General features: G+C 41.3%; 19 protein-coding genes. 15 read left to right on the forward strand and 4 right to left on the reverse strand.

All coding sequences use genetic code 11. The features are described 5' to 3' along the window. The 11 genes from CBS1_RS04075 to CBS1_RS04125 all read left to right on the forward strand — a co-directional run bounded on the left by CBS1_RS04075 (position 1) and on the right by CBS1_RS04125 (position 12,277). Positions 1-1,212: a CheR family methyltransferase gene (locus tag CBS1_RS04075; RefSeq protein WP_090221934.1), complete on the forward strand. Its 1,212-nt coding sequence runs from the start codon at positions 1-3 to the stop codon at positions 1,210-1,212. A gap of 28 nt (positions 1,213-1,240) precedes the next feature. Then, entirely contained in the window at positions 1,241-2,026 is a 786-nt protein-coding gene (locus CBS1_RS04080) for a hypothetical protein (RefSeq protein WP_033191960.1), read from the forward strand. Between the two features lie 24 nt (positions 2,027-2,050). Beyond that, positions 2,051-3,808, forward strand: coding sequence for an ATP-binding response regulator (locus tag CBS1_RS04085; RefSeq protein WP_033191961.1), 1,758 nt, complete (start codon positions 2,051-2,053; stop codon positions 3,806-3,808). A gap of 40 nt (positions 3,809-3,848) precedes the next feature. Beyond that, the gene (locus CBS1_RS04090; RefSeq protein ID WP_090221935.1) at positions 3,849-5,522 is read left to right on the forward strand and encodes a cache domain-containing protein; all 1,674 of its coding nucleotides are present in this window, start codon (positions 3,849-3,851) and stop codon (positions 5,520-5,522) included. A gap of 52 nt (positions 5,523-5,574) precedes the next feature. Then, complete coding sequence (locus CBS1_RS04095; RefSeq protein ID WP_236938341.1) at positions 5,575-6,219, forward strand: chemotaxis protein CheB; 645 nt, start codon at positions 5,575-5,577, stop codon at positions 6,217-6,219. Continuing rightward, a complete protein-coding gene (locus CBS1_RS04100; RefSeq protein WP_090221937.1) occupies positions 6,216-7,538 on the forward strand; it encodes a GGDEF domain-containing response regulator in 1,323 nt (440 codons plus the stop codon). The genes CBS1_RS04095 and CBS1_RS04100 overlap by 4 nt, the downstream gene beginning before the upstream one ends. A 24-nt stretch (positions 7,539-7,562) precedes the next feature. Then, positions 7,563-8,828, forward strand: a complete 1,266-nt coding sequence (locus CBS1_RS04105) for a methyl-accepting chemotaxis protein (RefSeq protein ID WP_090221939.1) — start codon at positions 7,563-7,565, stop codon at positions 8,826-8,828. A gap of 26 nt (positions 8,829-8,854) precedes the next feature. Continuing rightward, positions 8,855-9,484, forward strand: a complete 630-nt coding sequence (locus tag CBS1_RS04110; RefSeq protein WP_090221940.1) for a winged helix-turn-helix domain-containing protein — start codon at positions 8,855-8,857, stop codon at positions 9,482-9,484. A 6-nt stretch (positions 9,485-9,490) separates the two neighbouring features. Continuing rightward, a complete protein-coding gene (locus CBS1_RS04115; protein WP_090221941.1) occupies positions 9,491-10,819 on the forward strand; it encodes a hypothetical protein in 1,329 nt (442 codons plus the stop codon). A gap of 18 nt (positions 10,820-10,837) precedes the next feature. Further along, entirely contained in the window at positions 10,838-11,752 is a 915-nt protein-coding gene (gene lgt, locus CBS1_RS04120) for a prolipoprotein diacylglyceryl transferase (protein ID WP_090221942.1), read from the forward strand. Positions 11,753-11,902: 150 nt separating this feature from the next. Beyond that, positions 11,903-12,277 carry a hypothetical protein gene (locus CBS1_RS04125; RefSeq protein ID WP_033191964.1) on the forward strand — a complete coding sequence of 125 codons (375 nt, stop codon included), beginning with the start codon at positions 11,903-11,905 and terminating at the stop codon, positions 12,275-12,277. An 80-nt stretch (positions 12,278-12,357) separates the two neighbouring features. On the opposite strand, the gene CBS1_RS04130 is transcribed toward CBS1_RS04125, so the two are convergent. Next, entirely contained in the window at positions 12,358-14,010 is a 1,653-nt protein-coding gene (locus CBS1_RS04130; RefSeq protein ID WP_090221943.1) for a DUF342 domain-containing protein, read from the reverse strand. 49 nt (positions 14,011-14,059) lie between these two features. Continuing rightward, positions 14,060-15,004, reverse strand: coding sequence for a methionyl-tRNA formyltransferase (fmt, locus tag CBS1_RS04135; RefSeq protein WP_164969283.1), 945 nt, complete (start codon positions 15,002-15,004; stop codon positions 14,060-14,062). Between the two features lie 233 nt (positions 15,005-15,237). Between fmt and CBS1_RS04140 the strand changes: the two genes are divergently transcribed. From CBS1_RS04140 to CBS1_RS04155, 4 genes are all read left to right on the forward strand, one after another. After that, complete coding sequence (locus CBS1_RS04140; protein ID WP_090221947.1) at positions 15,238-15,996, forward strand: tetratricopeptide repeat protein; 759 nt, start codon at positions 15,238-15,240, stop codon at positions 15,994-15,996. A gap of 442 nt (positions 15,997-16,438) precedes the next feature. Continuing rightward, positions 16,439-16,927, forward strand: a complete 489-nt coding sequence (locus CBS1_RS04145) for a tetratricopeptide repeat protein (RefSeq protein ID WP_052107196.1) — start codon at positions 16,439-16,441, stop codon at positions 16,925-16,927. Between the two features lie 145 nt (positions 16,928-17,072). Further along, a complete protein-coding gene (locus tag CBS1_RS04150) occupies positions 17,073-18,233 on the forward strand; it encodes an RNA-guided endonuclease TnpB family protein (protein WP_206732143.1) in 1,161 nt (386 codons plus the stop codon). Between the two features lie 33 nt (positions 18,234-18,266). After that, positions 18,267-19,127, forward strand: a complete 861-nt coding sequence (locus CBS1_RS04155) for a carbohydrate kinase family protein (protein WP_256329676.1) — start codon at positions 18,267-18,269, stop codon at positions 19,125-19,127. Positions 19,128-19,246: 119 nt separating this feature from the next. Here the strand turns inward: CBS1_RS04155 and CBS1_RS04160 are convergent, their stop codons facing one another. Further along, the gene (locus tag CBS1_RS04160; protein WP_090221950.1) at positions 19,247-21,358 is read right to left on the reverse strand and encodes a S8 family serine peptidase; all 2,112 of its coding nucleotides are present in this window, start codon (positions 21,356-21,358) and stop codon (positions 19,247-19,249) included. 16 nt (positions 21,359-21,374) lie between these two features. Then, positions 21,375-23,771 (reverse strand): carboxypeptidase-like regulatory domain-containing protein, encoded by a 2,397-nt coding sequence (locus tag CBS1_RS04165; protein ID WP_090221952.1) that lies wholly within the window; start codon positions 23,769-23,771, stop codon positions 21,375-21,377. Between the last annotated feature and the right edge of the window lie 341 nt (positions 23,772-24,112).

A 24,112-nucleotide genomic window follows, 5' to 3' on the forward strand; every position in this document is an offset into this window, starting at 1 on the left:
ATGATGAGCAAGGTTCCAGAGGACAAACCACCTGTTGACTTAGGGAAACGGATAGAAGAGGTTCTAAAAAGGCACGGTATAAGAGCAGAAAAAAGGCACGTAGATAGGTTCATAAAAAACATTTCGCCTATATCTCACGTACTTTCACCCCAGTTACTGGAAGCCCTTGTGCTGGAAAACCTTACAATCGGTGAATCGTATTTTTTCAGAGATATCCAAACATTCGATAAGCTCAGAAAAGTGTTAAAAGAAAAGCCCTCTTGGAACGTGCTTTCAATTGGCTGCTCAAGAGGTGAGGAGGTCTACTCAACGGCAATTGTGTGTAACGAAGTCGGAGTTGAGTGTAGAATCAAAGGTATCGATGTAAACTTTCAACGGATAACTCAGGCTCGGAAGGGTTGCTACCAATTCTGGAGTGTCAGATTCCTTTCAAAAGAAGATATAGAAAGGTATTTCAACATAGTCGATGGTCAGTACTGCATAAAAGACGTCTACAAAAAGAACGTTGAATTCATACACGGCAACATCTTGGACACTGGCACGGAGATTTTTGGAACTAAAGAAAAATTTGATATAATTTTTACAAGACGAGTTTTACTTTACATAGATAACTTAGAACCTGTTATTCACAAAATTTCAAGCTTGTTCAAAGACGATGGCTTTTTGATCCTCGGTGCTGGAGAGTACTTTCCGGAAGTTTTGGAGCATTTCACCCCCGCTTTTGCGGACGTGGGAACGTTCTACAGGAAAATAAAACTAAAACACGACGAAACTCACAAGCATAAGGGATTTTTATCAAAGACAAGATCTGAGAAAACTAAGATAAATTCTCAATTAGATACCAGAGCCGAACCCAGCGACAGTAGTAGAGAATATACACAACAAAAAGTTCAGCATCAACCGAAAGAACTTGAAATTGTCAACCTGTTAAAAAAGACTATCGACGGCATAGATTTGGAAGAGCGCATAAAGTTGATTGAGGAATACATCGCCAAGAAGGCTTACAACAGAGCATACGAACTCATCAAAGAATCCTGCACGAAGTATCCAACAAGTTACGTACTGTGGAAGTATAGAACCCTTGTCGAGCTTGAGAATTCAGACTTAGAATCCGCTAAGAATTCCTTGCAGCGCGCCATTTTCTTAAACAGTGCAGATGATGAAATATGGCAGCTGAAACACGCGTTGGATTTCCGAACGAAGTTCAAATAGTTTCAAAACATCCCTTTGAGGTGATACCATGGAATACGAATACTATTTGTGTGAAATATCGCATAAAAATGGAGCAGTTCGTATAGCAATCCAAGGCGATTTAGTCCTTGGAGTTAGTGATATTGCGTTCCCAGCACCCGAAGAAATCGGTGTCTTTGGATTTGCATTGCATGACGGATATCTCTATCCCGTAGTCACGCATAGTAACTTGCAGGAACCTGTCTTTAAATACTACCTAATTCTGAAAGAGTTTGCTTTTGGTGTTACGAGGATCGTTCAAAAAACCCAGGCTGTTCCAATCCCACTCTCGCCCGATATTCCAACCGATAAGAGTGAGGATTTCAAAAGACTTACAGAGTACACCGGCGTTATTGTTTTAGAAACAGATAACGGCAAGCAGGAGCTATTTTACGTCTACAATACTTTTTATATATCTCTTCCAAAAACCGCGCGTATCGTGAAACAAGAGATTGCAGAAACGAAAAGCGAAAGGCATTTTGGCGAGCTGAGAAAAAAGTACATCGTCATTGGAAACAAATTTGCATTGCCTTTGGAGAACGTCTTAACGATATTATCCGCTGATATAGTAACTCCGTTTAAGACTGAACAATGGGACGGTTTCATTGATTACGAAAGGACTATCCCTGTAAGAAACATGGATGAGGGGAGAGCTGGTAAATTCGTTGTAGTGACACAAAGTGTCGGATACAGAACTTCAAAGGTCGGCATCACGGAAGGGAAAGTCCTCACGAAAGAAACAGCGGATGAAAAATACCTCGAAACACCCGATGGAATTTTCAAAATAATCGAATAATAGCATCAACGAAGGGATGATTGTATGGATTTTCTTGAAATATTTCTCCAAGAGCTGAACGAAAAGGGTCAGGAAGCTATCAACTTGATAAAAGCTTACATTGAGAATAAGAATCCGCAGGTTATAACCGAAATTTACAGACTTTTCCATACTATAAAGGGCTCAGCGAGCCTCGTTGGTTTCAACGGTTTCAAAGAGCTTTTCCACAGAATCGAGGAGTACTTCAAACGCCAAATGAGTGGAGAAGATGTCCTGACAAATGAGTTTATGGTCAGGCTTCTTAGTATAGTTCCAGAAGTGCTCAAGAAAACTTCAGATCTCACAGACGAAGAATTACAAAACTACATTGACGTGCTCGAAGGAAAAAAGTCCGCAGCACAATCGACGACATTTGTTACCACAGCCGAGACGTTACCTGTAGAGATACTCCAAGAGCTACTTTCCAACACGTTGAGCGCTGAAAACAGCTTGATGCGCGAAGATCCAAAAAACGCACTCCGTGAGATTAGAGTGGTAAAACAGAGAATCATCTCCTTGCTCCAAAATGCATTTTACGTTAAATTGAAGCAGGTACTCTCCAACTTTGAGGTTTTAGTAATGCAGGAAGCGGTTGCCAACCAGAAGAATGTAAGACTCGAACTACAAATTGGGGAAGAAAGAATAGAGAAAAAAGATACAGAAATGCTTTTAAACATGCTTGTGCATTTGGTAAGGAACGCGGTCGCACACGGGATCGAGACTCCTGAGGAACGCCTGAAGAAAGGCAAACCAGAAGTTGGAAAAATCACTATCAGAAGTTACGTGCAAGGCAGTGAGCTTTTCTTGGAGATAGAAGACGACGGGAAAGGTTTGGATTTTGAAAAGATAAGGGAAAAAGCAAGACAAAAAGGGCTCGGCAACCTCAGACCTGAGGATGTCATATTCGTACCTGGGTTTTCGACAAAAGAAGAAGCAGATGGTACTTCAGGTAGGGGCATAGGGCTTGATGCGGTAAAGAACTTCGCCATGGCCCGCGGTGGCGATGTGGAAGTGGTAACAGCTCTGGGAAGAGGGACAAAATTCATCGTCCATTTCCCGATAAAGACATTCCTCGTGCGTGTTCTCGTCGTTGAAGCAGACGAACTACAGTTCTGTTTGGACGTACAGGACATCTTGGAACTCGTAAGCAAGCCTGAAATCACAAATAATCAAGTAAAATACAAAGACAAACTATACGACATTAGCTTTAGCTGTTCAAACCCAAGATTTGCCATCATCACCACTTCAGGAAAGGCAATTTTGGTGAACAATTTAGTTGGTATATTCGACGGACAAGTTTCGAACGAAAGCTACGAAATAATCAAAGGATTTGTCAAAAACATATTCGTCTATCCTCTTCCGATAATTTCACCGGAGAAATTCGAGCGTGCCCAGGCATTAAAAGAAAGTGCGCGAAAAGTACTTGTCATCGACGACTCCGTTGTGACACGAACGATACTTGGTAAGTTCCTCACTAACTTTGGATATTTGGTTATTGAAGCGCAAGATGGTCTTGAAGGTATTGAAAAATTCAAGAAAGAAAATCCCGATGTTGTAATATGCGATGTTGAAATGCCCGGTATAGATGGTTTTGAAACAACCAGAAAAATTCGAGAGCTTAACAAAGATGTTCCTGTTATTATTTTCAGTACACTTACGAATGAACAGCTTGCCAAAGGACTTGAAGTGGGGGCAAACGCGTACCTATCCAAAGACGAACCACCGGAAAGACTCGTTCGATTAATAGAGAAATTTCTTCAATAACGCAGCTATCTTCAGCACATATCGTTAGGGGGTAAAACATATGGGATGGAAAAAAGTAAGTACAGAAATACTCCCGATTGTTTTTGCAATTTTTGTTGTTGTGTCACTAATGGCCATGTATTTTGAGGTGAGCTTCACAACCAAAGCCGCCAACGAAGAATGGATTAAAAAGGTAAAAGCACTGGCAGATACCCAAATCGAAACCGTTGTCAAATCAACTAAATTAATCCAAGGATTTGTTGAAACTATTTTAGACGATGACAAAGCAATTACACTTTTTAAAAAGCGGGACAGAGAAGGTTTGTATAATTATCTTCTCCCTAAATACCTCAGCTTCAAAAACGTAGGAGTAGGCCAGCTACACTTCATAACTCCGGACTTAAAGTCGTTTTTGAGGTTCCACAAGCCTGAAGAATACGGCGACGACCTGTCGTTCAGAAAAATGCTTGTAAAGGTCATCGAAACAAAACAAAAATTAACAGGTGTAGAGCCCGGGATCATAGGTTTAGTCTTAAGGGCTATTTCTCCGATAATGGAAAATGGAGAATTCATAGGTATAGTCGAAGCTGGGATCATATACGATGAATCACTCTTGAAAGAATTGGAGAGCAAAGTTGGTGGTGTTAGTGAGTTGTACATCCTCTACGACCACCAAGGAAAGCTGGAAACACCCACGGTTCTTAAGAGCAATCCTAACGTCGATTTAGCCAAAGAAATAGATATCGATAAATTCCTAAAAGATGAGAATTATTACGAATTCAAAAACGGATATCTTTACATGTCAAGCCATTTTAAAAACATAGACAACGAAACAGTAGCAATTCTTCTGTCAAAAATTCCTCTGACAAACGTTTACGCACAGGAAAAAACATCCAAAATAATCACCATAGTGTTTTCAATTATAATCGCTACCGTCTTGCTTTCCATGTCGTTCTTCATGCATAGGAGTATAAAAAAGCAACTTGCTTTCAACAGGGCAAGCGAGAACCTTATTAGAAATATCTCAGAGAGCATCATACATACTTCCTCTTCGGCATCCGAGATAAAGTCAATGGCAGAAAACACAGAATTAGCAACGACTGAAGTTGACAAAGCCTTGCAAGAATTTTCCGCATATCTTGAAGAAAGCCGTGCAGAGACCGAGACGACGATAAATGGTCTAACGGAGTTCACCAACACCATTGAGCAGATCACCGAATACACTTCAAAACTTGCTACACTAACGGAAACACTCAGCCAACTTTCAGACAGGATAACAGATATATCCGACACAATCACCGTTTTGGCAATAAACGTTTCCATAGAGACGAGTAAACAGAATATTGATAAAGAAGGCTTACTAAGGATCGCCGAGATGATAATGGAACTTTCAAATTCTGCGCGTAACCTTGCAAAAGAAAGCAAACATTCCCTTGAAAACGTTGAAAATATAGTCGCCTCAACAACGCTTGTAACTGAAAAGATAAGAAAGCGAATATCATCAGTTCGAGAATCTCTTGATTCTATCGTGCAGGTGGCCCAGGCATCTACGACGAACGTTGAGAAGATAGTTAGTGCTTCGAAGATGGCGCACAATTCAGTTGAACAGCTCTACTCAGGTATCGAACAGCTCGAAGAAGCTATAATTAAAATAAAGGAAGAAATCGAAACATTCAGTTCAAAAGTGCTAACTGCGTTACAATCTGGGAAAGCCAACGAGCAGGATCAGGAATAAAGTACGTTTCATCTTGGAGTGCTGATAAGATTTCTTTGGGGGTCGTTGAGGTTTGAAGTTGAAAAATCAAAAAAGCGCGTCAAACACAAAAAAGGTCATTATCGTAGGCTCAGCTGGAAGTCCTTCAGTAGCTGTGGACATTCTAAAGATCGAAGAAAAATTGAATATACCTGTTGTTGTAGTTATTCACTTCACAAGCAGTGCAATACCGACGTTTGCACAGCATATTCATTCTGAAACCGGCCATGATGTGACGATAGTCGACGGTCTAACCATCCTTGAGCCGGGGATCTATTTGCCCGAAGGCGGTAAGGATTTGGTCTTTGTCAACGAAGAGACCGTAACGGTTATCGATGAACAAACATCGAAAGAAAGCGTGCACCCTTCCATCTCCGCTTTGTTTAAATCTCTTAGGAAAGTGGCAAATCCGGACTTCACAATAATTGTCCTCGGTGGTTTGGGGAACGACGGTGCTGAATATGTCAAAGAATTGAAGGCAAAAGGTGTAAAATTCGTTATCGAAAAGACGCCGAAGTTTCCGTATCTTCCAGACAATATAGCTCGGCAATTGGGTGAAAGGTACGAAAGATACGAAATTGAAAGGATAAGAGAGCTGATCAAGACGATAAATATCCAAAATTCCTCGGAAAAGGCGCGAAAAATTGAAAATCATACAGAAGGCGGTGATGGGAATTGAAAAAGGTACTCATAGTGGATGATTCTGCTGTGTGGAGGACTTATCTACAGAATCTTTTAGAACTGCACGGGCACACAACTGAAGTTGCAAAAGATGGGCTTGAAGGCTTGAATAAATTTTTCACGTTCCTACCTGATGTGGTCATTCTGGACTACGTCATGCCAAAACTAAACGGTGTTCACTTCACAAGATTCATTAGAAGCTTCAGTACATTCAGGAACGTCGGAATTATGATCCTTACGGGGGCTGAAGAGACAATAAATCCGTTCTGGGCAAAAAAGAGCGGTGCAAATGTGTTCTTGAAAAAGACGGCAGCTCAGAGTGAGATCGAAAGAACCGTTCTTGAGTTTGTATCCCAGCCGTTCTCTATGGAATGGTCAAGAGAACTCCACACGCTCCACATCGAACCGTACGGCGAACTTGTGGACATACTTGAGGAAAGTCTGCGAGACTCCACAATCACAAAGGAAATTTTGCAACTCTCAGAATACATCTACGACGAAACCCTTATCATGAAGAAAATCTACTCACTTTTCACCGAACTGCTTGAGTTCGACAACTTTTACGCCTGCATCTCTACTTACTCACATGCAAGAATATACGCATTTGGGAAAACTGACCTTGCAAGTCCGTACAGTGTGTTAGAAAAAGCAGAAAATTACGGTTTTTTTAGTTACTTCGAGTATGTTGAGAAATGCTACAACTTTGCCGATAGAAACTTAGGACAAGCTGTCGTGGAGCTCATGTCAAAGAAAGATGAACCTATAGGCTTCGTTCTTATCGAAAATCCGAAAATCCCCGAAGTCGCGGGACATATCCTTGCACTTGCTAATTACAGCATCTCTCAATTATTTGATTTGCTCAATTACAACAAGCTACTTGGTAGTGGGAAAGAATTAGATGAAGTAACGGGAGCTTACAATCGTCATTCGATAGCTGCCAAAATAACCAATTTGATGGATTTCTCAAAAAGAAGCGAACTACCCCTCTCGTTCGTTCGTATCACACTGCGAAGTCTAAGGAAACTTTACATTTCCAAAGGTGCGGAATATACAAACCGTTTGCTGAAAAGCTTTGTAACATTGCTTGAAGAAAGTCTTTCCGATACAGTTGCAAGAGTCTCAATCGGTGAATTCTTAGTAGTCTTATTAGGAAAAAACCAACAACAAGCGCAAGCTCAGATAGATTCACTTTTGAAGCTCTGCTCTGAACCAGGCAGATGCGAAGATTTAAAAGAATTGGTCATAGAAACATATATCCTTGAATGGAAAGATGAAAGTATCGGTGAGATCTTTGAAAGGCTATCAAGCAAGAAATAAAGAAGATTGGGGAGGAGAGCATTTATGAAAATCAACTGGCGCATTTCTTGGAGCTACGCGATAACTGTTTCTATTTTTGTCTTAGCCTGGGTTGTCGTTATCCTTTTGTTCTTCATGTCAGAAGCAACAAAATCCACCACCGATGTCGCTTACAAAGTTTTACTGCAGGAAGTCGTCGCCATTTCACAGACCAAAAGCTATGCTTTAATATTTATGGAAAAACCATCTTTCGGATACTACTACATGGTGGACGAAAAAGGGTACACCGTTGCTCACACGGACAAAACAAAAGTTGGACTAAATGTCCGAGAACAAGTCCCCGAACTGTTCGAATTCATGGAAAAAAATAAAAAAGGAGTTTACGAATACAAATACGAAGGCATAAAGCGGTACGTTGCCTTTACATACGATGGACAATATTATTTTGCACACGCGACATCGGAAAACGAGTTACTTAACCGTTTCCAAAAGTTCAAAACCACTTTCAACAGAGTGCTGCTACCAGTGGTAATTTTACTCACTCTTGTGAGTAGCTACTTTGTGGCCGAATTCCTTTTGAAAAAACCGAGGTACCAACTTAAAGTTTCAAACAACTTAGTCAAAAATATCTCGGAAAATATTATACAGACGTCTTCTTCTGCATCGGAGATTAAGGCTATGGCAGAGAACACCGAAAGTGCAGCAAACCAAGTAGACCGCTCGCTCGAAGAATTTGCAGCTTACTTAGAAGAAAGCAGAGCGGAAACTGAAACCACGATAAGAGGGCTTAACGAATTCACAAACACAATAGAGCAGATAACGGAATACACTTCGAAACTCGCCGTGTTAACGGAATCTCTTGGAAAATTGACCGACAGCATTACCGATATTTCAGACAACATCACCGTTTTGGCAATTAACGTATCCATCGAAACGAGCAAACAGAACATAGACAGGGAAGGATTGTCAAGGATCGCCGAAATGATTATGGAACTTTCCAATTCTGCGCGTAACCTTGCAAAAGAGAGCAAACAATCTCTTGAAAATGTTGAAAACATAGTGACATCAACGACGCTGATAACAGAAAAAATCACAAAACGCCTATCCTCCGTTCGAGAATCGCTCAACACGATACTCCAAGTGTCGCAAGCTTCGACCACAAACGTCGATAAACTTGTTAATGCATCACGTATAGCTCACGAATCGGTAGAAGAACTCTATTCGGGCATCGAACAGCTCGAGGAAGCTATCATGAACATAAAAGACGAGATTGAAAGATTCAAGGAAGAAATTGGGAAGTTCAACTTGTGATTTTATACCTGTCAGGAGGATTGGAAATGGAAGGTATGGAAAGAGCCGAAAATTTCGTGTTTTTTGAATATTCCCCACTTTACAGACAGATGGCTATCCTTCAAGCTTTGTTTGAAGGAATAACGAAGCATTCCGAACTGGCTTTGAAAGCCGGAATCGTTCCATCGCTTGTGAACAAATACCTGAAGAACTTTGAAAAAGAAGGACTGGTTCGTAAAACAAAAAAGGGCTACGAATTAACAAGTGAAGGTATCGTTCGGCTCAATTACCTGAGGTTAGGATACTTATCGGAAATCTCCCAAATGTATAAGAGCATCGAACTCAAATTCCAAGACATATTCCTGAAGATCACAGGCAAGAAGGACCTTTGTGTTTACGGAGCTGGTGTTGTTGGGAAGATGCTTGCTCAGTTGATTTCCACAAGGCAAACCCACAATGTAGTAGCCTTTTTAGATGAAGATGAAAAGAAGGTCGGAAGTCGGATCGAAGGGATACCGGTTATGCCACTTGACACACGCGTTCAGGCTGATGCCTACATAGTCGCTTCATTCAAGAACGCCGAGTCAATGGCGAAAAAATTGCTCGACAAAGGTTATAGGAATGTCTACACTGTAGAATTCAGCAAAGATAGGTTAAGACTCGTATGGAAAGGATAGTCAGCTATGTCCGAAAAAGAATACTTTGAGAAGCTTCTCGCTGGTGTTGAACAAAGCCTGAAAGAAGAATTTCTATCGCTGAAGCAGTTGCACGAGGAAAACTTTTCGGAATACAAAGACCAGTTCTCCGAAGTATTCTGGAAATTATACGAAGCCATCGCACAAAACATAGATGAAACGTCCCCGCTTGAGCAGAAATTCTTCCTTCGACTTGGGCTTGTCGATCCCAGGTACCTGACGAAAGATGACTTGGAAAGAATCAAAGAGTGCATGATTTCTCAACCGGATGACACATTTTACTACGTCGACGAGTGGTTAGTTGCGGTGAAAAATGGCAAGATAAATCCCTCGACATTCGAAGAAGTAATCCAAGAACAACCCCAAGAAAAGCGCACTTATGATTATACTTGGATCGAAAAAGAATACGAAAGAAAGCTTTTCGAACGAAATGTGGAAGAAGAAAAACTGAAGGACTTAGTGAAAGGAGTACAAGGAAAAGGGCCTTACACAAAAGGCGTGTACGTTATATTCGACGAGATAACAAAATCAATCGGAAAGCTCAAGAAACTAGATAACGACATCAAAAATTTAAAAGAAACGCTCGACAAAACTAAAGAGCAAGCACAGGCAGTCCAGCGGCTGCCTAAATCAAATGGGAAATCCACAGCTTTTACGGAACCTTTGGTGATCCGTCAGATGGTTAAAAAGACAGTAGGAAAACTTGGTATTCAATATCCTGCGCTCACCTCGAACTACTTAAGAGAAATCAACGCGATTTTTTCCAAAAAAAACTCGCTGAAGCTCTTTGAAGAACTCAAATTGCTTGATCCAACAACATTGAGAAGAACGATCAAAGGTACTGAGGTCTTCATGTCACCGTTTGTAATATTAGTTCCAGGCTATGGTGAAAGTGGCTTTTGCTGGGAACCTATCGAAGGTTTAAATATCTATGGACGTGGTCGTATTGTTGTCCCCATATTCTCCAGAAAAGGGCTTGATCCGTTCTATCAAGCGTTCGGGGAATACAGATGGAAGCTTGAAAAAGAACTTTCATTCGGTAGGTGGATGGAAGAGGGACTAACGGGAGAATACTACCAGTACCTCGAAGAAAACAAACTCAAGGGTCAACCTGCTGAATATTTCGTTAAAGACTACATTCTCTGGCTTTCAAAAGAAGCAAACGGTATACAAAAACTCGACAAAGCGGTTCGGGAGATATTTTGGAAATACTTGCCATTCGATGATTCAGTGAAGGAAAAGTTATCCAAAGTGAGCTACATTTACCAACAACTATGGGAAAGAGATTTAAGGAAAAGGCAGAGGGACCAGCACTAATGAAAAGGGGGAACGACTGTGACAAAAGTAAAAGCTTTAAGAGCAGTTTTACTAGCGGCTATTTTCTTTGCAATTGCTTTCGGTTTATTTCTTTTTTTGAAAGAAGTTTTTTCAGGTAGGCTGATCGTAAGGGATTACATCTTCCAAATTGGACGTTTTCAGATCAGATGGTACAGTGTATGCATAGCTACGGGGATCTTCACAGCGTATTTTCTTGCCAGAAGAAGACTGAAAAACTATCCTATAACCCCCGAAGACCTCGACGAAGGTGTATTCTGGGGAGTTATATTCGGTATACTTGGTGCAAGGACTTACTACGTGATCTTCAACTGGTCGTATTATTCACGTTATCCTTCTGAAATTTACAAAATTTGGCACGGAGGACTCGCTATACACGGTGGATTTTTCGCAGCGCTTTTAACAATATATGTGTATTCAAAAATAAAGAAACGGTTCACCTTCGTTCAGGCAGCTGACCTTTTCACCTCCGTTCTTCCAATTGCCCAAGCGATTGGTAGATGGGGGAACTTTTTTAACTACGAAGCCTACGGCAGACCGACAAACTTGCCATGGGGAATGTATGTTCCACCAGAAAGGCGAATGCCGGGTTTCGACATTGCAACTCATTTCCACCCAACATTTCTTTACGAAAGCCTCTGGGATTTAGCGGTGTTTGTGATACTTTACTTCATCGTAGAGAAAAGAAAAAGGCACTTCGGGGAAACGACCGCACTCTATCTTGTGATGTATTCTCTGGGTAGGTTTTGGATAGAAGGTCTGCGTTTAGATAGTCTCATGGTAGGGCACCTCAGAACTGCGCAGATAGTAAGCATAGTGCTCATAATCTTCGGAGCATCGTGGTACGCTTTTCTGCTTGGGAAGAACAAAAATTCAGAAACAAATCCCGAAAGTAAATATCAGCCTAAAGGATAAAACATTTTTCGAACTTTTTCCAAACCTTTGAACGTTTTTTGAAAATCTAGGGTCTAAAATAATGGGAAGAATGGAAAACCTATAGATGTTATTGGTGAGACCGGTATGTTGTGTGTTCCTTCTTAATCCTACAACTTAAGGGGGGATTATATGGAAAAAGAAAAGATGGTCAGCTATGTGAAATACGAACACGAACTGGAACCAGAATACCGGGAAAAACTCGCCGAAGCAAAGAGGAAAAGCGATGTTCGGGAAGTTTTTGCCGAGTTCGTTATCAGATTGCTGCGAATGATCAACCCGGACATACCATTTTCATTCAAAGAGCAAATTCGGTTTGATGAAAAGGAATTCCAATTCGAATTCGTGGATGAACTAAAACAAGCAGTTGATGAACTCTCTGCAGGGAGTGATTTGAAAGCGATAATAAACAGAATGTACGAAGCGGCAAATAAAAGATACAAAAAAATTGAGCACGACGAAAATTTGGACTACTTCAGGTTAGGAAACAACGCGAAGAAAGAATAAATTCTCCCCCTCCCCTATCCCCCAATGAAAAGACATTACCCCGTGTGTTTGTTTTCAACGCACGGGGATTTTTTGTACTATTACTTCTTTGTTCTTTGAGTTTTTAACTCTTTTAAAGCCTGTAGATTCAATGCCCTTGGTCCCAGTTCAAATGTTGTCTTGTAACTTTCGCCGAGTATCGTCATCGTCACACCTGCAAAACAAGTCTCCTTTATGATAATTCTCGGATTTAACTTGAACATCTCCTGAGTAGAAACAAACTTTAGGGCCTTTAGTTTTTGTCTCAGCTCATTGATTTCGTTTGCAATCTCCTCTCTCCTGGCCTCCAGTTGAACGATAAGGCTTCTAAATTTGTCCTTGTTAACAGAAAAACTTTCAGAAAGCTTCTCATATGCAGCCCTTAGTTTTAAGACATACACACTTATATCGCTCATTTCATCTAAGAGCAACTTCAACCTGTGTGTTATCTCCGCTTTTCTTGTTTCGTATTCAAAATCTATACCTACTTCAACATTCGTTGCCACCCCGAATTCATTTCCAATGCGTCTTGCTTCAACGAGTTCCACAGCCTTTACGTTACCTCCCAAGATCAATCCTTCTCCAGAAACCTTGACTGACCTGCCTGCTATCACTTCTGAGTTCATCACATAATCTCCTACATAAATGTCCTTTTTAGCTATCACCAACCCCTCGGTTATGAACTGCACAGTAACACTTCCATCAGCCATCACCAAACCTCTTCCCCTGCCAAAGAACCCACCTTTTATGTACACATCCCCACCAGCTTTAATCTTGACACTTCCAGACACTACACCGTTGATATTTAAATCCCTACCGGCACTTATTCTAAAAGGCCCGTCGACATTACATGTAACAACAATCGTTCCTGGAAAATCAAACTTCCGGCATCTTTCCAAATCTTGTTCTCCAATGATAAGAACGTCCCTAACGTGGACTCTTCCTTCTTCATCTACATACGGTTGACCGCTAATTGCAGCAACGATTTTGTTGTCTACGACCTTTGTATTTTCACCGGCGTATTTTCTCAAATCAAAATCTTGCCCCTTTTGACTCGGTATTTCTTTGCCAGTCACCGTTCTTCCTGGAACGCCGTCCTTTGGGGGAATTTTCTCGGCAAGCACCTGCCCCTCGGTGCAACTGGGGAATTCGTCTAAGCCTTCAAGTTCTCTTGATATTTTGAACCTATATTCTATCATCGCATTCACAGGGGCTTCTGGCAGTTTTCCCTCCGCAACTAATATCTGCTGGTAGGTCATCTTCTCGTTGATTATCTTTTCAAGAACATCCTTTTTGATACCAAAGATCACACCTGATTTGTTCAGGGCACCGATTAGTTCGTCTATTGTCGGCATCTCCTTTTCAAGTCCAGGGATAATGGTGACATACGCTTTCATTTCATCTTCGCTTACTGTTACGTAAATTCTTGGATTTTCATACTCTTTGAGCTTCTCTTCAAGATTTTCAATCTTCGAAACTGCTTCCTCCAAATATTCTCCCATCTTCTTTCCAGCAACGACATCATGAAAATCTTCCGTGGCTTTTACCTCTTTCCCTACAAAAGCTCTAAAGGCAATAGGTGTGATGGTTACACGAATAGTACCATCTGCATCCGTACTAATATCAACGTGAACGTGTTCGTACCAATTTTTCCCGTACCGTTTCTCAAGCTCATCGAAGACTTCTGTTAACTCCTTTGCTTTGATAACCTCCATTCAATTCACCCCCTAACATCGTTCTGGGGACGATCATCGTTTGACCGAGCTATTCAATTTTCTTCAACACCATGCCTTCCTTTATAAGCCCACCGTTCTTCGCATCATTAAAGGTTATTTTATTCTTTCCCGGAAATTGTATATACTTTATCCACAACGCTTTATCTTCGCAAGCAACAAGCCCACCTTTCGATTTGTCTATACATACCACCGTTCCTGGCGTTGGTAAAGCCCCATGCCCACTATCGAATTCAAATTCCTCAACTTCGCAAGCACCGAACAACTTAACTTCAACATCGTCTAACAACGCCCTTGTTCCTGGAACAGGATCGTACGCTCTGATCTTATTCCTCACCACTTCTGCTGGCATTGAAAAATCCACACACAGATCTTTCTTCTCAATCTTCGGAGCATAACTGGCTTGCGTGTGGTCTTGGGGGATCAATGGAACTGGATAATTTGTTAAAAACTTATCGAGCAATTGCGTTCCGTATTTAATCATCTTTTCGTACAATTCACCGAGCGTCTCACATTCGCTGATTTCAAAAGCCTTTTGCATCGCTATATCTCCATCGTCCATTCCTTCTGAGATTTTGAATATAGTAACCCCTGTAACTTTTTCACCTGCTTCTAAGCATCTTTGCATAGGAGCTGCGCCTCTGTACTTAGGCAAAAGCGAGGCATGAACGTTGTAAAACTCCAGAGCGTCTAAAAACGGCTTTTTCAAAAGCCTACCGTACGCAACAACGATGCCAATGTTTGGCCTGAACTTCTCGATAACTTCCATCCCTTCTATTGCCAAACTCTTCGGTTGGAAAACAGGTATTTTGTACTTCAAAGCCACTTCCTTCACAGGAGTTGGCAACAACTTCTGACCTCTTCCGCGCGGTTTGTCTGCCTGTGAGATAACAGCCACAATGTTGTAATTCCTTTCCAGCAAGAATTCCAAATAACTTGCGGCAAATTCCGGAGTACCAAGAAAGAGTATTCTCAAATCTTCTCTAGACTTCACACCGCTCATCTACTCAACCTCCAGCGTTTCGGATTTAAGATTTCCAATAAACTTCTCAGAAGCTAATATCTATCGCATTCTTATTATACCACAAAAGCCTATTCTAAAATCAGTTGCAAAAATCCAAGAAGTTTTGGTATAATTGACAATGTTAGATACAGCAAACTTATGGGAACGATTTGAGTGAAAACGAAAACACAGAAGGAGGGAGAGCGATGAAAAACAGAAGGTGGATTTTTCTTTTGACGGTGTTTGCTATTTTACTAACCACTCTGGCTTTTGCAGATTCAAAAACAGAAGACTTAAACAAAATGTTCTACGAAGCAAGAAGAGACCGTGATGCGAGCAAGATTCAAAGTGTTATTAAAGACATCGAATCAACACCAAATTTCGACAAAGATTCGAGACTTCTGACGATATTAGCAGATGCGTATTTAGAATACGGCTTGTGGGGAGTAAGTGACAAAGAAAAAGAGAAGACGTACGAAAAAGCACGCTCCTACGCAGAAATGGCTCTCAAAATCGATCCAAGGAATGGCAGGGCATCTTACATAGCAGGTGCCTCAATTGGTAGGCTGGCTCAGTACAGAGGTATATTTCAAAGCGTTTTCATGCTCGGGGATTTCGACAGATACATCGACAGCGCAATAAAACTCCTCGATGAAAAAGACGAAGAACAAAGGTTGTATAAAACATTTGCTTACATAGCTTCTGGCATGAGATACAGAGATGTTCCATGGCCGTTCTATAACTACAAAAAGTCCGAAGAACTTTTGAACAGCGCGTTGAAACTTACTCCAAACTATTCAAACATTTACTTAGAACTTGGACTTCTGTATGTTAAAACAGGTGACAAAACAAAAGCAAAGGAGATGTTCGAGAAAGTAATTTCCATGCCACCTCATCCTTGGCTTGTTAAAACACACGAAGAAGCTGTGAAAACAGCTCAGGAAGAACTGAAAAAGTTGAAATAGAGTTTAAAATAATCTTCACATGATTGCCTCGCGCGAAGCGAGGCATTTTTGTTTTGCAGTACATCGATATGATTGGCTGAGAAAAACGATGCCATCGGCTGAAGTTGAGATTTAAAACAAGAAATTCCACATTAATTCTGGTTATTGCAATGCAAAAACGCAGCACGTAGCATGTTATAATAAATGCGTAAAACAATCCACACTATATCAAGGCGGAGGTAGGAGCATGAAGTTTTCACGGTTTTTTTGTTTCAGTCTTTTTCTCGGTTCTTTTTTTATCTCCGTTTTTGGTAACGTTACCAAAAAGGAACTCAACAAGATGTTCAACGAAGCAAGGTGAGACTACGACGTTCAAAAGATTTAAAACGTCATAAAAACTATCGAAGGCACTCCGGGATTCGACAAAGACGCAAGGCTTCTTACGATCCTTGCGGATGCTTGTATGGAGTACGGTGTATGGGGTGCAAGCGATAAAGAGAAAGAAAAATTTTACGAAAAGGCAAGAAGTTACGCTGAAGCCACGCTCAAACTCGATCCCAAAAACGGTCGAGCTTCATACGTTGCAGGTTCTGTAATAGGAAGACTCGCGCGGTACAGAGGCATCGTCCAAAGCCTTTTCATGCTTGAAGACTTTGACAGATACATCGACAACGCAATTAAGCTGTTAAACGAAAATGACGAAGAACAAAGATTGTACAAGACCTTTGCCTATATCGCTTCTGGTATGAGATACAGAGACGTTCCATGGCCACTGTACAATTACAAAAAGGCAAAAGAGCTTCTTAATGCTGCCTTAAAGCTTATGCTCAATTATCCAAACATTTGCCTTGAGCTTGGTTACCTGTATTTAAAGACCGGAGAAAAGGCAGAAGCCAAGGAGATGTTTGAAGCTAAAGACACTCTCGTGTCTTCAGACATGAGTAACAGCTGATATGTTAGATAGTTATGTTACCAGAATCGTCGTTTTGAGTTTCAAACAACAGATGGTATAATACATTTAGCATGTTAATTTACCTACGAATGAGCATCGGTAGTGGCGTGCCTTTACAGATGGAAAGGTAGGGAGAGAAGTTAAGTTGATAGTCACGTACAGATATAGGATATATCCAAACAAGCAACAAAAACTGCAACTTGCCAAAACATTCGGCTGCACAAGATTTGTGTGGAACTATTTTCTTGCTTGGAGAGAGGAAAGATACAAAGAACAAAAACTCGCAACCACAGAGGCTGAGTGTAGAAAACACCTAAATAGCGTACTCAAAGAGCAGTATTCTTGGCTTAGGGAAGTTGATAAGTTTGCTCTGGAAGATGCATTGATAAGAATTGATTTCGGAGTTATGGCAAAAGATAAGACCAAGAACCGCTGTTGGGGAAAAATAAGACTACCGAAACTTGGTTGGATTAAAGCACGAATACACAGAACGTTCAACGGTAAGATAAAGACTGCAACAGTTACGTTACTTCCCAGTGGACACTACTATGTTTCAATCGCTGTTGAGGTTGATAAAGTTAATAACAAAAACCAAACACCAGAACCAATCAACTATGCAATTGCACTCGACCTTGGGCTTAAAAGTTTCCACGTGGATAGCAACGGTAATCGTGTCGAAGCACCGAAGGTGCTTGCTAAATATGAGAAAAAACTAAAGAAACTGCAGAAAGCTTTATCAAGAAAGAAAGTAAAAAGCAAGAACTTTGAGAAAGCCAGAATCAAACTTGCTAGGTTGTATCAGAAAATATCAAATATCAGGAATGATTTTCTGGAGAAATTATCCTTGCAGGTGATTAACGAAAACCAAGTAATCATCTGCGAGGATTTGCGTGTTAAAAACCTGGTAAAGAACAGGCGACTTGCAAAGAGCATACATGATGCATCATGGTCGAAATTTTTACAAATGCTAAAATACAAAGCCGAGAGACGAGGCAGGATTTTCATGCAGGTATCGCCAAACTTTCCATCATCGCAAATATGCAGTGATTGTGGATACAAGAATGAAGAAGTAAAAGAGCTGAGTGTGAGAGTTTGGGAGTGTCCAAGCTGTGGTAGTGTACACGATAGAGATTTGAATGCGGCGAGGAATATACTTGCAGAAGGTTTAAAGTTGCTTAGCGAGATTAATAAACCCGTAGGGCTGGGACGGTCCGAGCCGGAAGGCGATGCCTGTGGAGGCGAGACCTCTACTATTAGTGGCATACCACTGGTGGAAAGTCTTGTCAGTGAAGCAGGAAGCTCGTGACTTCAGTCATGAGCGGTTCACAAATCTGAAATGATGGTCACTTGCATAGGGAAAGCCAACTTGGATATTTCTTATTCTATTCAGCAAGTACATTTGGGGAACAACCACGTATCACTCTCAGTTGACCTCCACCTCGGTGGGAAGGCGGCAAATGTATCGGTAGCACTCAAAAAACTCGGCATTCAGTCTCAGCTGATTGCAGATATTGGTGGTGACCCTTTCGGACAAAAGATTACTGAAGAATTGAAAACATTTGGAGTAATTTCCCTTCTCAAAGTGAAGCCCGCCATGACGGGCTTCACTTTTATTGTTGTCGAACAAGATGGGACAAACACAATGTTCAACTACATCGGCGCAAATGCACTTTTATCACTTGAAGATATCTCGAGGTACGAATCTGAACTGGTAGAATCTGATTTAGTCTTCTATCAAGCAAGTGCAGGGAGACAAAAAGAGATAATTGAATATTTGAAAAAGCTGCAGTGTCCGATTTTCATCGAACTGTCCGAACCAGTTGAGCCAGAACTACTGAACGGTATAGAGTCCATTTCGCTCAACGAGGAAGAAGCGCTGAGAGTTACACGAACAGAAAATACATTCGATGCTCTTGGTAGACTACTGAGTTTCGGTGTGGGGAGCATATTCCTAAAACTTGGGGATAAGGGCGCTATATATGCAAATAGAGAAAACATCATCTACGGCAAACCGTACAAGATATCTCCCGTTGATACAACAGGTGCAGGTGACGCTTTCACAGCTGGTTGCATATACGGAATTCTCAATAACATGCCAGTTGAACGTATCCTTGATTTTGCCAACAAATGCGGGGCAATCACGTGCATAAGGAGAGGAACTACAGAAGCATTTCCAACATACAAAGAAGTAGAAAACTGAACTTTGGAAAAGTACGATGAATACTAATCTTGCTTTTCGATCACATCAGAAATATAAAAAACCGATGGGGCAAGGCCCCATCGGTTTTTGTTTAGTCCTACTGATTTCTGAAGGTTTGATTAGTTGTTGTTACCGAATACAGTCCACCAGAGGTATAGAGGTTCTTCGTCTGCACCAAGATTTATTCCACCGAAATCATCAATCACTGTCCATGTCGTGCCTTTCTTCAAGACACCTGAAATAGTAATATCCGCACCATTTATTGTTACTGTTCCAGTGATAGTAATATCGTCTCGTGCTGGTAAAATTGTTTGAAGACCAATCGACACTTGTCCAGATAAATCTGAAAAATCATAGTGGTGATTCCTTGTATATGGAATCCTTCGATATACTCCCCTCAGTAGTGGGTCTACAATTACTATTTGAGGATCTGTTAACGCTGATAGATCCGTCCCAAACTTTACCTTAAAGGACGAGCTAAAGACAATATTTAGTTGTGTGGCGCTTGGCGAAATATTGTAATTGGTGTAAGAAGCTTCCCTTTCTTCAGCCATTCTCAGAGCAATACCGTATCCACCTGATAGGCTTTTACCGTCAACTTGAGCAAGTGCTCTATCCCAGTGGTCCGGACCACCTATGAAAATGTCGTAGATTCCTTCATCGATGTGTGGGAACCTCGCAATCCCGTCAGGACCTGTTTTTGCATAGTAACATGAACCTTTTTCTCTTATCAAAGAAACAAACACAGTTGGAACTCCCCATTCTTTATAAGCATCCGTAATTTTTACCTGAAATTCTTCAACTCCACTGGTTGTTGGCAGTGGACCTTGCAGTGCAGTGTTCAGTTTCACAAGCCCGTAACCAGTATCGTGGTCCCAACCTAATTTATCCTTCCAATTGAAGTCATACGCTGTGTTTTCAAGAAGCTTCCTTATCTGCCATGGTTTTGCATTCGGAAATTTCTGGAGCAGTACTGCAACGGCACCGGTTACGTGTGGTGCAGCCATCGATGTTCCCTGATAATAATCATAGGTACCGCCGTTGGATGCAGGAACATTTGGATTGTGCCCCTCATAACCACGGCTTCTTGGCCCTGGAACCGTTGAGAGAATTTGAACACCCGGAGCACCGACTGAGACACCATCGCTTCTGCTGGAGAATTCTGCTACCCTATAGCTACCGCCGTAGTACTCAAGTGCGGCAACTTGAATAACACCGGGATATCCAGCTGGGTATTGGTGATGCGAATCAGAAGTAGCATTACCAGCTGATACAACCATAACCACTCCGTGTTCCAATGCATAATCAAATGCTTCTTTCATTGTGTAGCTGTATCCCCAGCCACCCCAGGAATGGTTCATAACCTTTGCTCCAAGGTTGACCGCCCATATGATACCTGCTGCAACATAATCGTCGCCAACGTATCCATTTCCACCAACAAGTGCAGGATCATCGAAAATCACTATCGGCATTATCTTTGCACCGGGTGCAACACCAACGATACCTTTACCGTCCTTCTTGGCTGCAATGGTACCTGCTACATGTGTACCGTGTGCTCCACCAAATGAAGAATCTGTACCTTCTGGAAGCACCTCACCTGTAAACGGTCTGTATCCTTCGATAACTTGACCTTGCAAGTCAGGATGCGTTCCATCAACACCGGTATCGACAACGGCTACGATTACTCCGGTACCCGATGCTTCCTCCCAAAGTGTCGTTGTTATACCGAGTGCTTCAAGTCCCCAAAGTTCGTTCGATAATTCTTCTCCATAATTCCTCGTATTGTTTAATCCAGGTTTGCCTGTCTTGAACATTTCCGGATTTGGCTTTACGACAGTTGGCTTTATCAGTTCTCTTTTGTAGCTTGGTTCAACGTACCTAATAGCAGAAAGTTTGAGCGCTTTTATTTTATCGTAAGCCTGCTTAACCGTCATGTTATTTAACTTGATTGAAACTACCTTAATTTCTGGTATTTCAAGGACGATTTTTCCATTAACTGCTTTAACAATCTTGTCGACTTCTTTTCTGTCGTTATACCCAACAAGAATTCTTCCTTCCGTGTATTCACCATCTTTCAATTCGCCAAACAGAATGTTGAATCCGTTCTGCTTGATTTCAGGTAGAGAAGTTAGATCTTTAATCTGATTTCTTGGTTCAAAACTTGGATTAGTACATGAAAATAACGCAAGAAGAAGAGCAATAACAGAAATGACCAAGAATGCTTTTCTCATCACAATCCCCCCCTTCTCAATTCTCACCAGTTACGAATCTGTGGTAAATCTCTGCTGCTGCTCCAAATGGGTCTACAAATCCGTTGGCGTCGACTTTTATTGCGTAAGCCACACTTCCATCATTTGTGTCCTGTACCATAGCTATAAGAAGTTCATTGCCCCATTCGTAGACTTTGTTGGCTTGGAGTTTGTTGTACGGATACCATTTTTTAGCTGCAAAATCTATCCAGCGGTACGTTCCAGATGTGTAATTACTGAACTTTAATTGAACAGTTGGATTCGTACTTGAGGTACCAAATATACTGTATGAACCTGATGTTGGATCCGTTCCTAATGAGTAATAGCAGTAGTCGTTAACAACCTCATCATACAACCAGATATCCCAGAGGTATTGAACCGTTCCTTCTGCTGTGCTTGGAACACCACTGAAAGTCCATTTAAATGTTGGATCTCTTGAGACGTTTGTTGAGCCGTTTACTGGGCTATGATAGATTACATCGAACATTGGTAGTGGTATTACATCGCCTATAACTGTGTAAGGTGTTTCAAAACCTTCATATACTGAAGAAACAGCGTAGTACACTTTCTTCAACGGTTCAAGTTCCGCAGAATAGTCACGGTAGTAGTATGTTGTGTATGGTACTGTTGCTATCGGTTCGTAAGTGATGTTATCAAATGATCTATATATTCTGTACGCCTTTGGTCGTGTTGTACCAGAGTCTTCGTACCACGGTCTCCAGCGTACTTCGATGTAAAGGTTCTGGCCTCGACCTGCCGCTGCTGGACTTATTCCTTTTCTGTAGAACTCTACCGCTTGGTTTCTTGTGTAAGCGATTATATTGTAACCTGTCTGCGCTCCAGCTGTGTATTTTTCTACAATGTACGGAACGATGCCCGAAACTGGTTGTCTAATAACATTTACATAGACCACCTTTTCATATCTATTGTCGTTCTGGTCGTAAATATCTATAAGAATCGGTGTCATGCCTTCAAATTCTTTTGCTGACTGCACTGCACTTATTGAGCCTGTGTAACCAATGGCCCTTGGATTTGTAAATACTCCGGTTCCTGGAACACCACCAACTTTTAGGTACCAGAGGTTGAGAGCATATTCTTTTGAAATCGCCCGACCAACCACTTTTATTGTGTCTGTTGTCAAATTCGAGTCCGGTGTCAGTTCATTATCGTTCCCATCGTACATTGCGAGCTCAAGTTCGAATGGTTTTTCAGATGCCGTTTGTCCAAGTCTGGCAACCCTCAGTTGTGTTTCAAATTTCACCGTTTCGTTATGTCTTAAGCGCAGACCTTCGATGTATGTTACGGCATGCCCATTCTTCTTAAGAACGATATTGAAATCTGTCGTTGTGGAGAGAGTAATATTGTTGAAGGTAGCCTTACCTGTTGAATCCGTAGTTTCAGTTGCAACTGTGCTATTTCCTGCTCTGAGTTCAACTGTTGCACCAGCTACAGCAGCACCAGATTTGTAATCTGTAACGTACACAACGAGACTACCTGTTCCTTCGTATGGTGCACTAACCTTGAATGTAAGGTTAGCGGTTCCTCCTTTACCATCGGAAACCTGAATTGTTACCGTTTGCGGTACAACGACCTTGTTTACCGGGAACCAATAGTACTTGTTTCCAATAACGTATCCGGGCCCACCTGTTATAGCGAATGTTAAACTATCACCATCTGGATCATACACGTAATCTGATAGGTTAATTGATAACATCTTTCCAACAGTTGAAAGTTGATTTGGTACGGGTAAAACAAGAGGATTTCTATTAGTTGATGGGACTGGTAAAACGGAGACATTCAAGTAAGCGTATGTAAAGGCCCCTTTGGAGTCTGTAGCTTTCAAGAGGAATATGTAGAGCCCCTCTGAGAAAGTAGATGTATCCCATTTTAAAGCAGCGTATTCTATGTTTGCACCTTTTGGTCCGCTTTCAATCGTTATGGTTATTTCATCTCCATCCGGATCACTAACTTTGTCTGTAAGGTCATAGTTAAGAAGCTGACCTTTTGTTATACTGACACCTTCTTCTGGAAGACTCCACACTGGTGCACTGTTTGGTGTTGGGTTAACCACAACTACCAAAGTAGCAAACGCTTCTCCACCTTTTCCATTAGTAGCCTTTAATATAAAAACATATGTTCCCGCTGACGTGGGAGTGAACGTAAAGACGCTGTTCGTTATAGTTGCACCGTGTGTTTCACCCTCAATCGTTATCGTTACTGGGTAACCCCTTGGGTCGGTTACTTCTGACGACAAATCAAAAGTAAATTCTTGACCAACAGTGGCCGTTTTAGTATAGCTGGTCTGCTTCCACACAGGTGGTGTGGGCTGACAACCAGAGAGTATCAAAAAAACCGTGAGCAAAAGAAACGCAGAAAACACTACCGTCTTCTTCACCCTAATCCCCCCTCTATATGAGATGTAGTATTACAGGAATTTCGAAAATCGAGGAATTACTTAGATTCATGGTATTAATATTATACCATTTTTCTTGACGAAAAAGTCAAATTATTAAGCTAATTCCACAACTATGCAACCTTTTATTTTACATTATATGGAATCAGAACGGTATTCACAGAAATTCCCATAGGTACAAGCTTTTTTCACTATTCATTAAGATTTCCGACACTGGTAGAATTGGAGACTTATTATTTTCATTATAGCCAAGAACTTTTCAAACACTTCAGATGCCCACCTTCGGATTAGTTAACCCTTGCGATGCGTCTTTAAAGTTTCTC

Origin of the sequence: Fervidobacterium changbaicum (genome assembly GCF_004117075.1) — a bacterium.
In the GTDB taxonomy this organism is placed as follows: Bacteria; Thermotogota; Thermotogae; order Thermotogales; family Fervidobacteriaceae; genus Fervidobacterium; species Fervidobacterium islandicum.

Coding starts and splice junctions, on each gene's coding strand:
- CBS1_RS04155 (WP_256329676.1), top strand. CDS start 18,267: ATGGTCACTTGCATAGGGAAAGCCAACTTGGATATTTCTTATTCTATT.
- CBS1_RS04145 (WP_052107196.1), top strand. CDS start 16,439: ATGGAGTACGGTGTATGGGGTGCAAGCGATAAAGAGAAAGAAAAATTT.
- CBS1_RS04110 (WP_090221940.1), top strand. CDS start 8,855: ATGGAAGGTATGGAAAGAGCCGAAAATTTCGTGTTTTTTGAATATTCC.
- CBS1_RS04125 (WP_033191964.1), top strand. CDS start 11,903: ATGGAAAAAGAAAAGATGGTCAGCTATGTGAAATACGAACACGAACTG.
- CBS1_RS04080 (WP_033191960.1), top strand. CDS start 1,241: ATGGAATACGAATACTATTTGTGTGAAATATCGCATAAAAATGGAGCA.
- CBS1_RS04115 (WP_090221941.1), top strand. CDS start 9,491: ATGTCCGAAAAAGAATACTTTGAGAAGCTTCTCGCTGGTGTTGAACAA.
- CBS1_RS04085 (WP_033191961.1), top strand. CDS start 2,051: ATGGATTTTCTTGAAATATTTCTCCAAGAGCTGAACGAAAAGGGTCAG.
- CBS1_RS04160 (WP_090221950.1), bottom strand. CDS start 21,358: ATGAGAAAAGCATTCTTGGTCATTTCTGTTATTGCTCTTCTTCTTGCG.
- CBS1_RS04105 (WP_090221939.1), top strand. CDS start 7,563: ATGAAAATCAACTGGCGCATTTCTTGGAGCTACGCGATAACTGTTTCT.
- CBS1_RS04140 (WP_090221947.1), top strand. CDS start 15,238: ATGAAAAACAGAAGGTGGATTTTTCTTTTGACGGTGTTTGCTATTTTA.
- CBS1_RS04075 (WP_090221934.1), top strand. CDS start 1: ATGATGAGCAAGGTTCCAGAGGACAAACCACCTGTTGACTTAGGGAAA.
- CBS1_RS04090 (WP_090221935.1), top strand. CDS start 3,849: ATGGGATGGAAAAAAGTAAGTACAGAAATACTCCCGATTGTTTTTGCA.
- CBS1_RS04130 (WP_090221943.1), bottom strand. CDS start 14,010: ATGGAGGTTATCAAAGCAAAGGAGTTAACAGAAGTCTTCGATGAGCTT.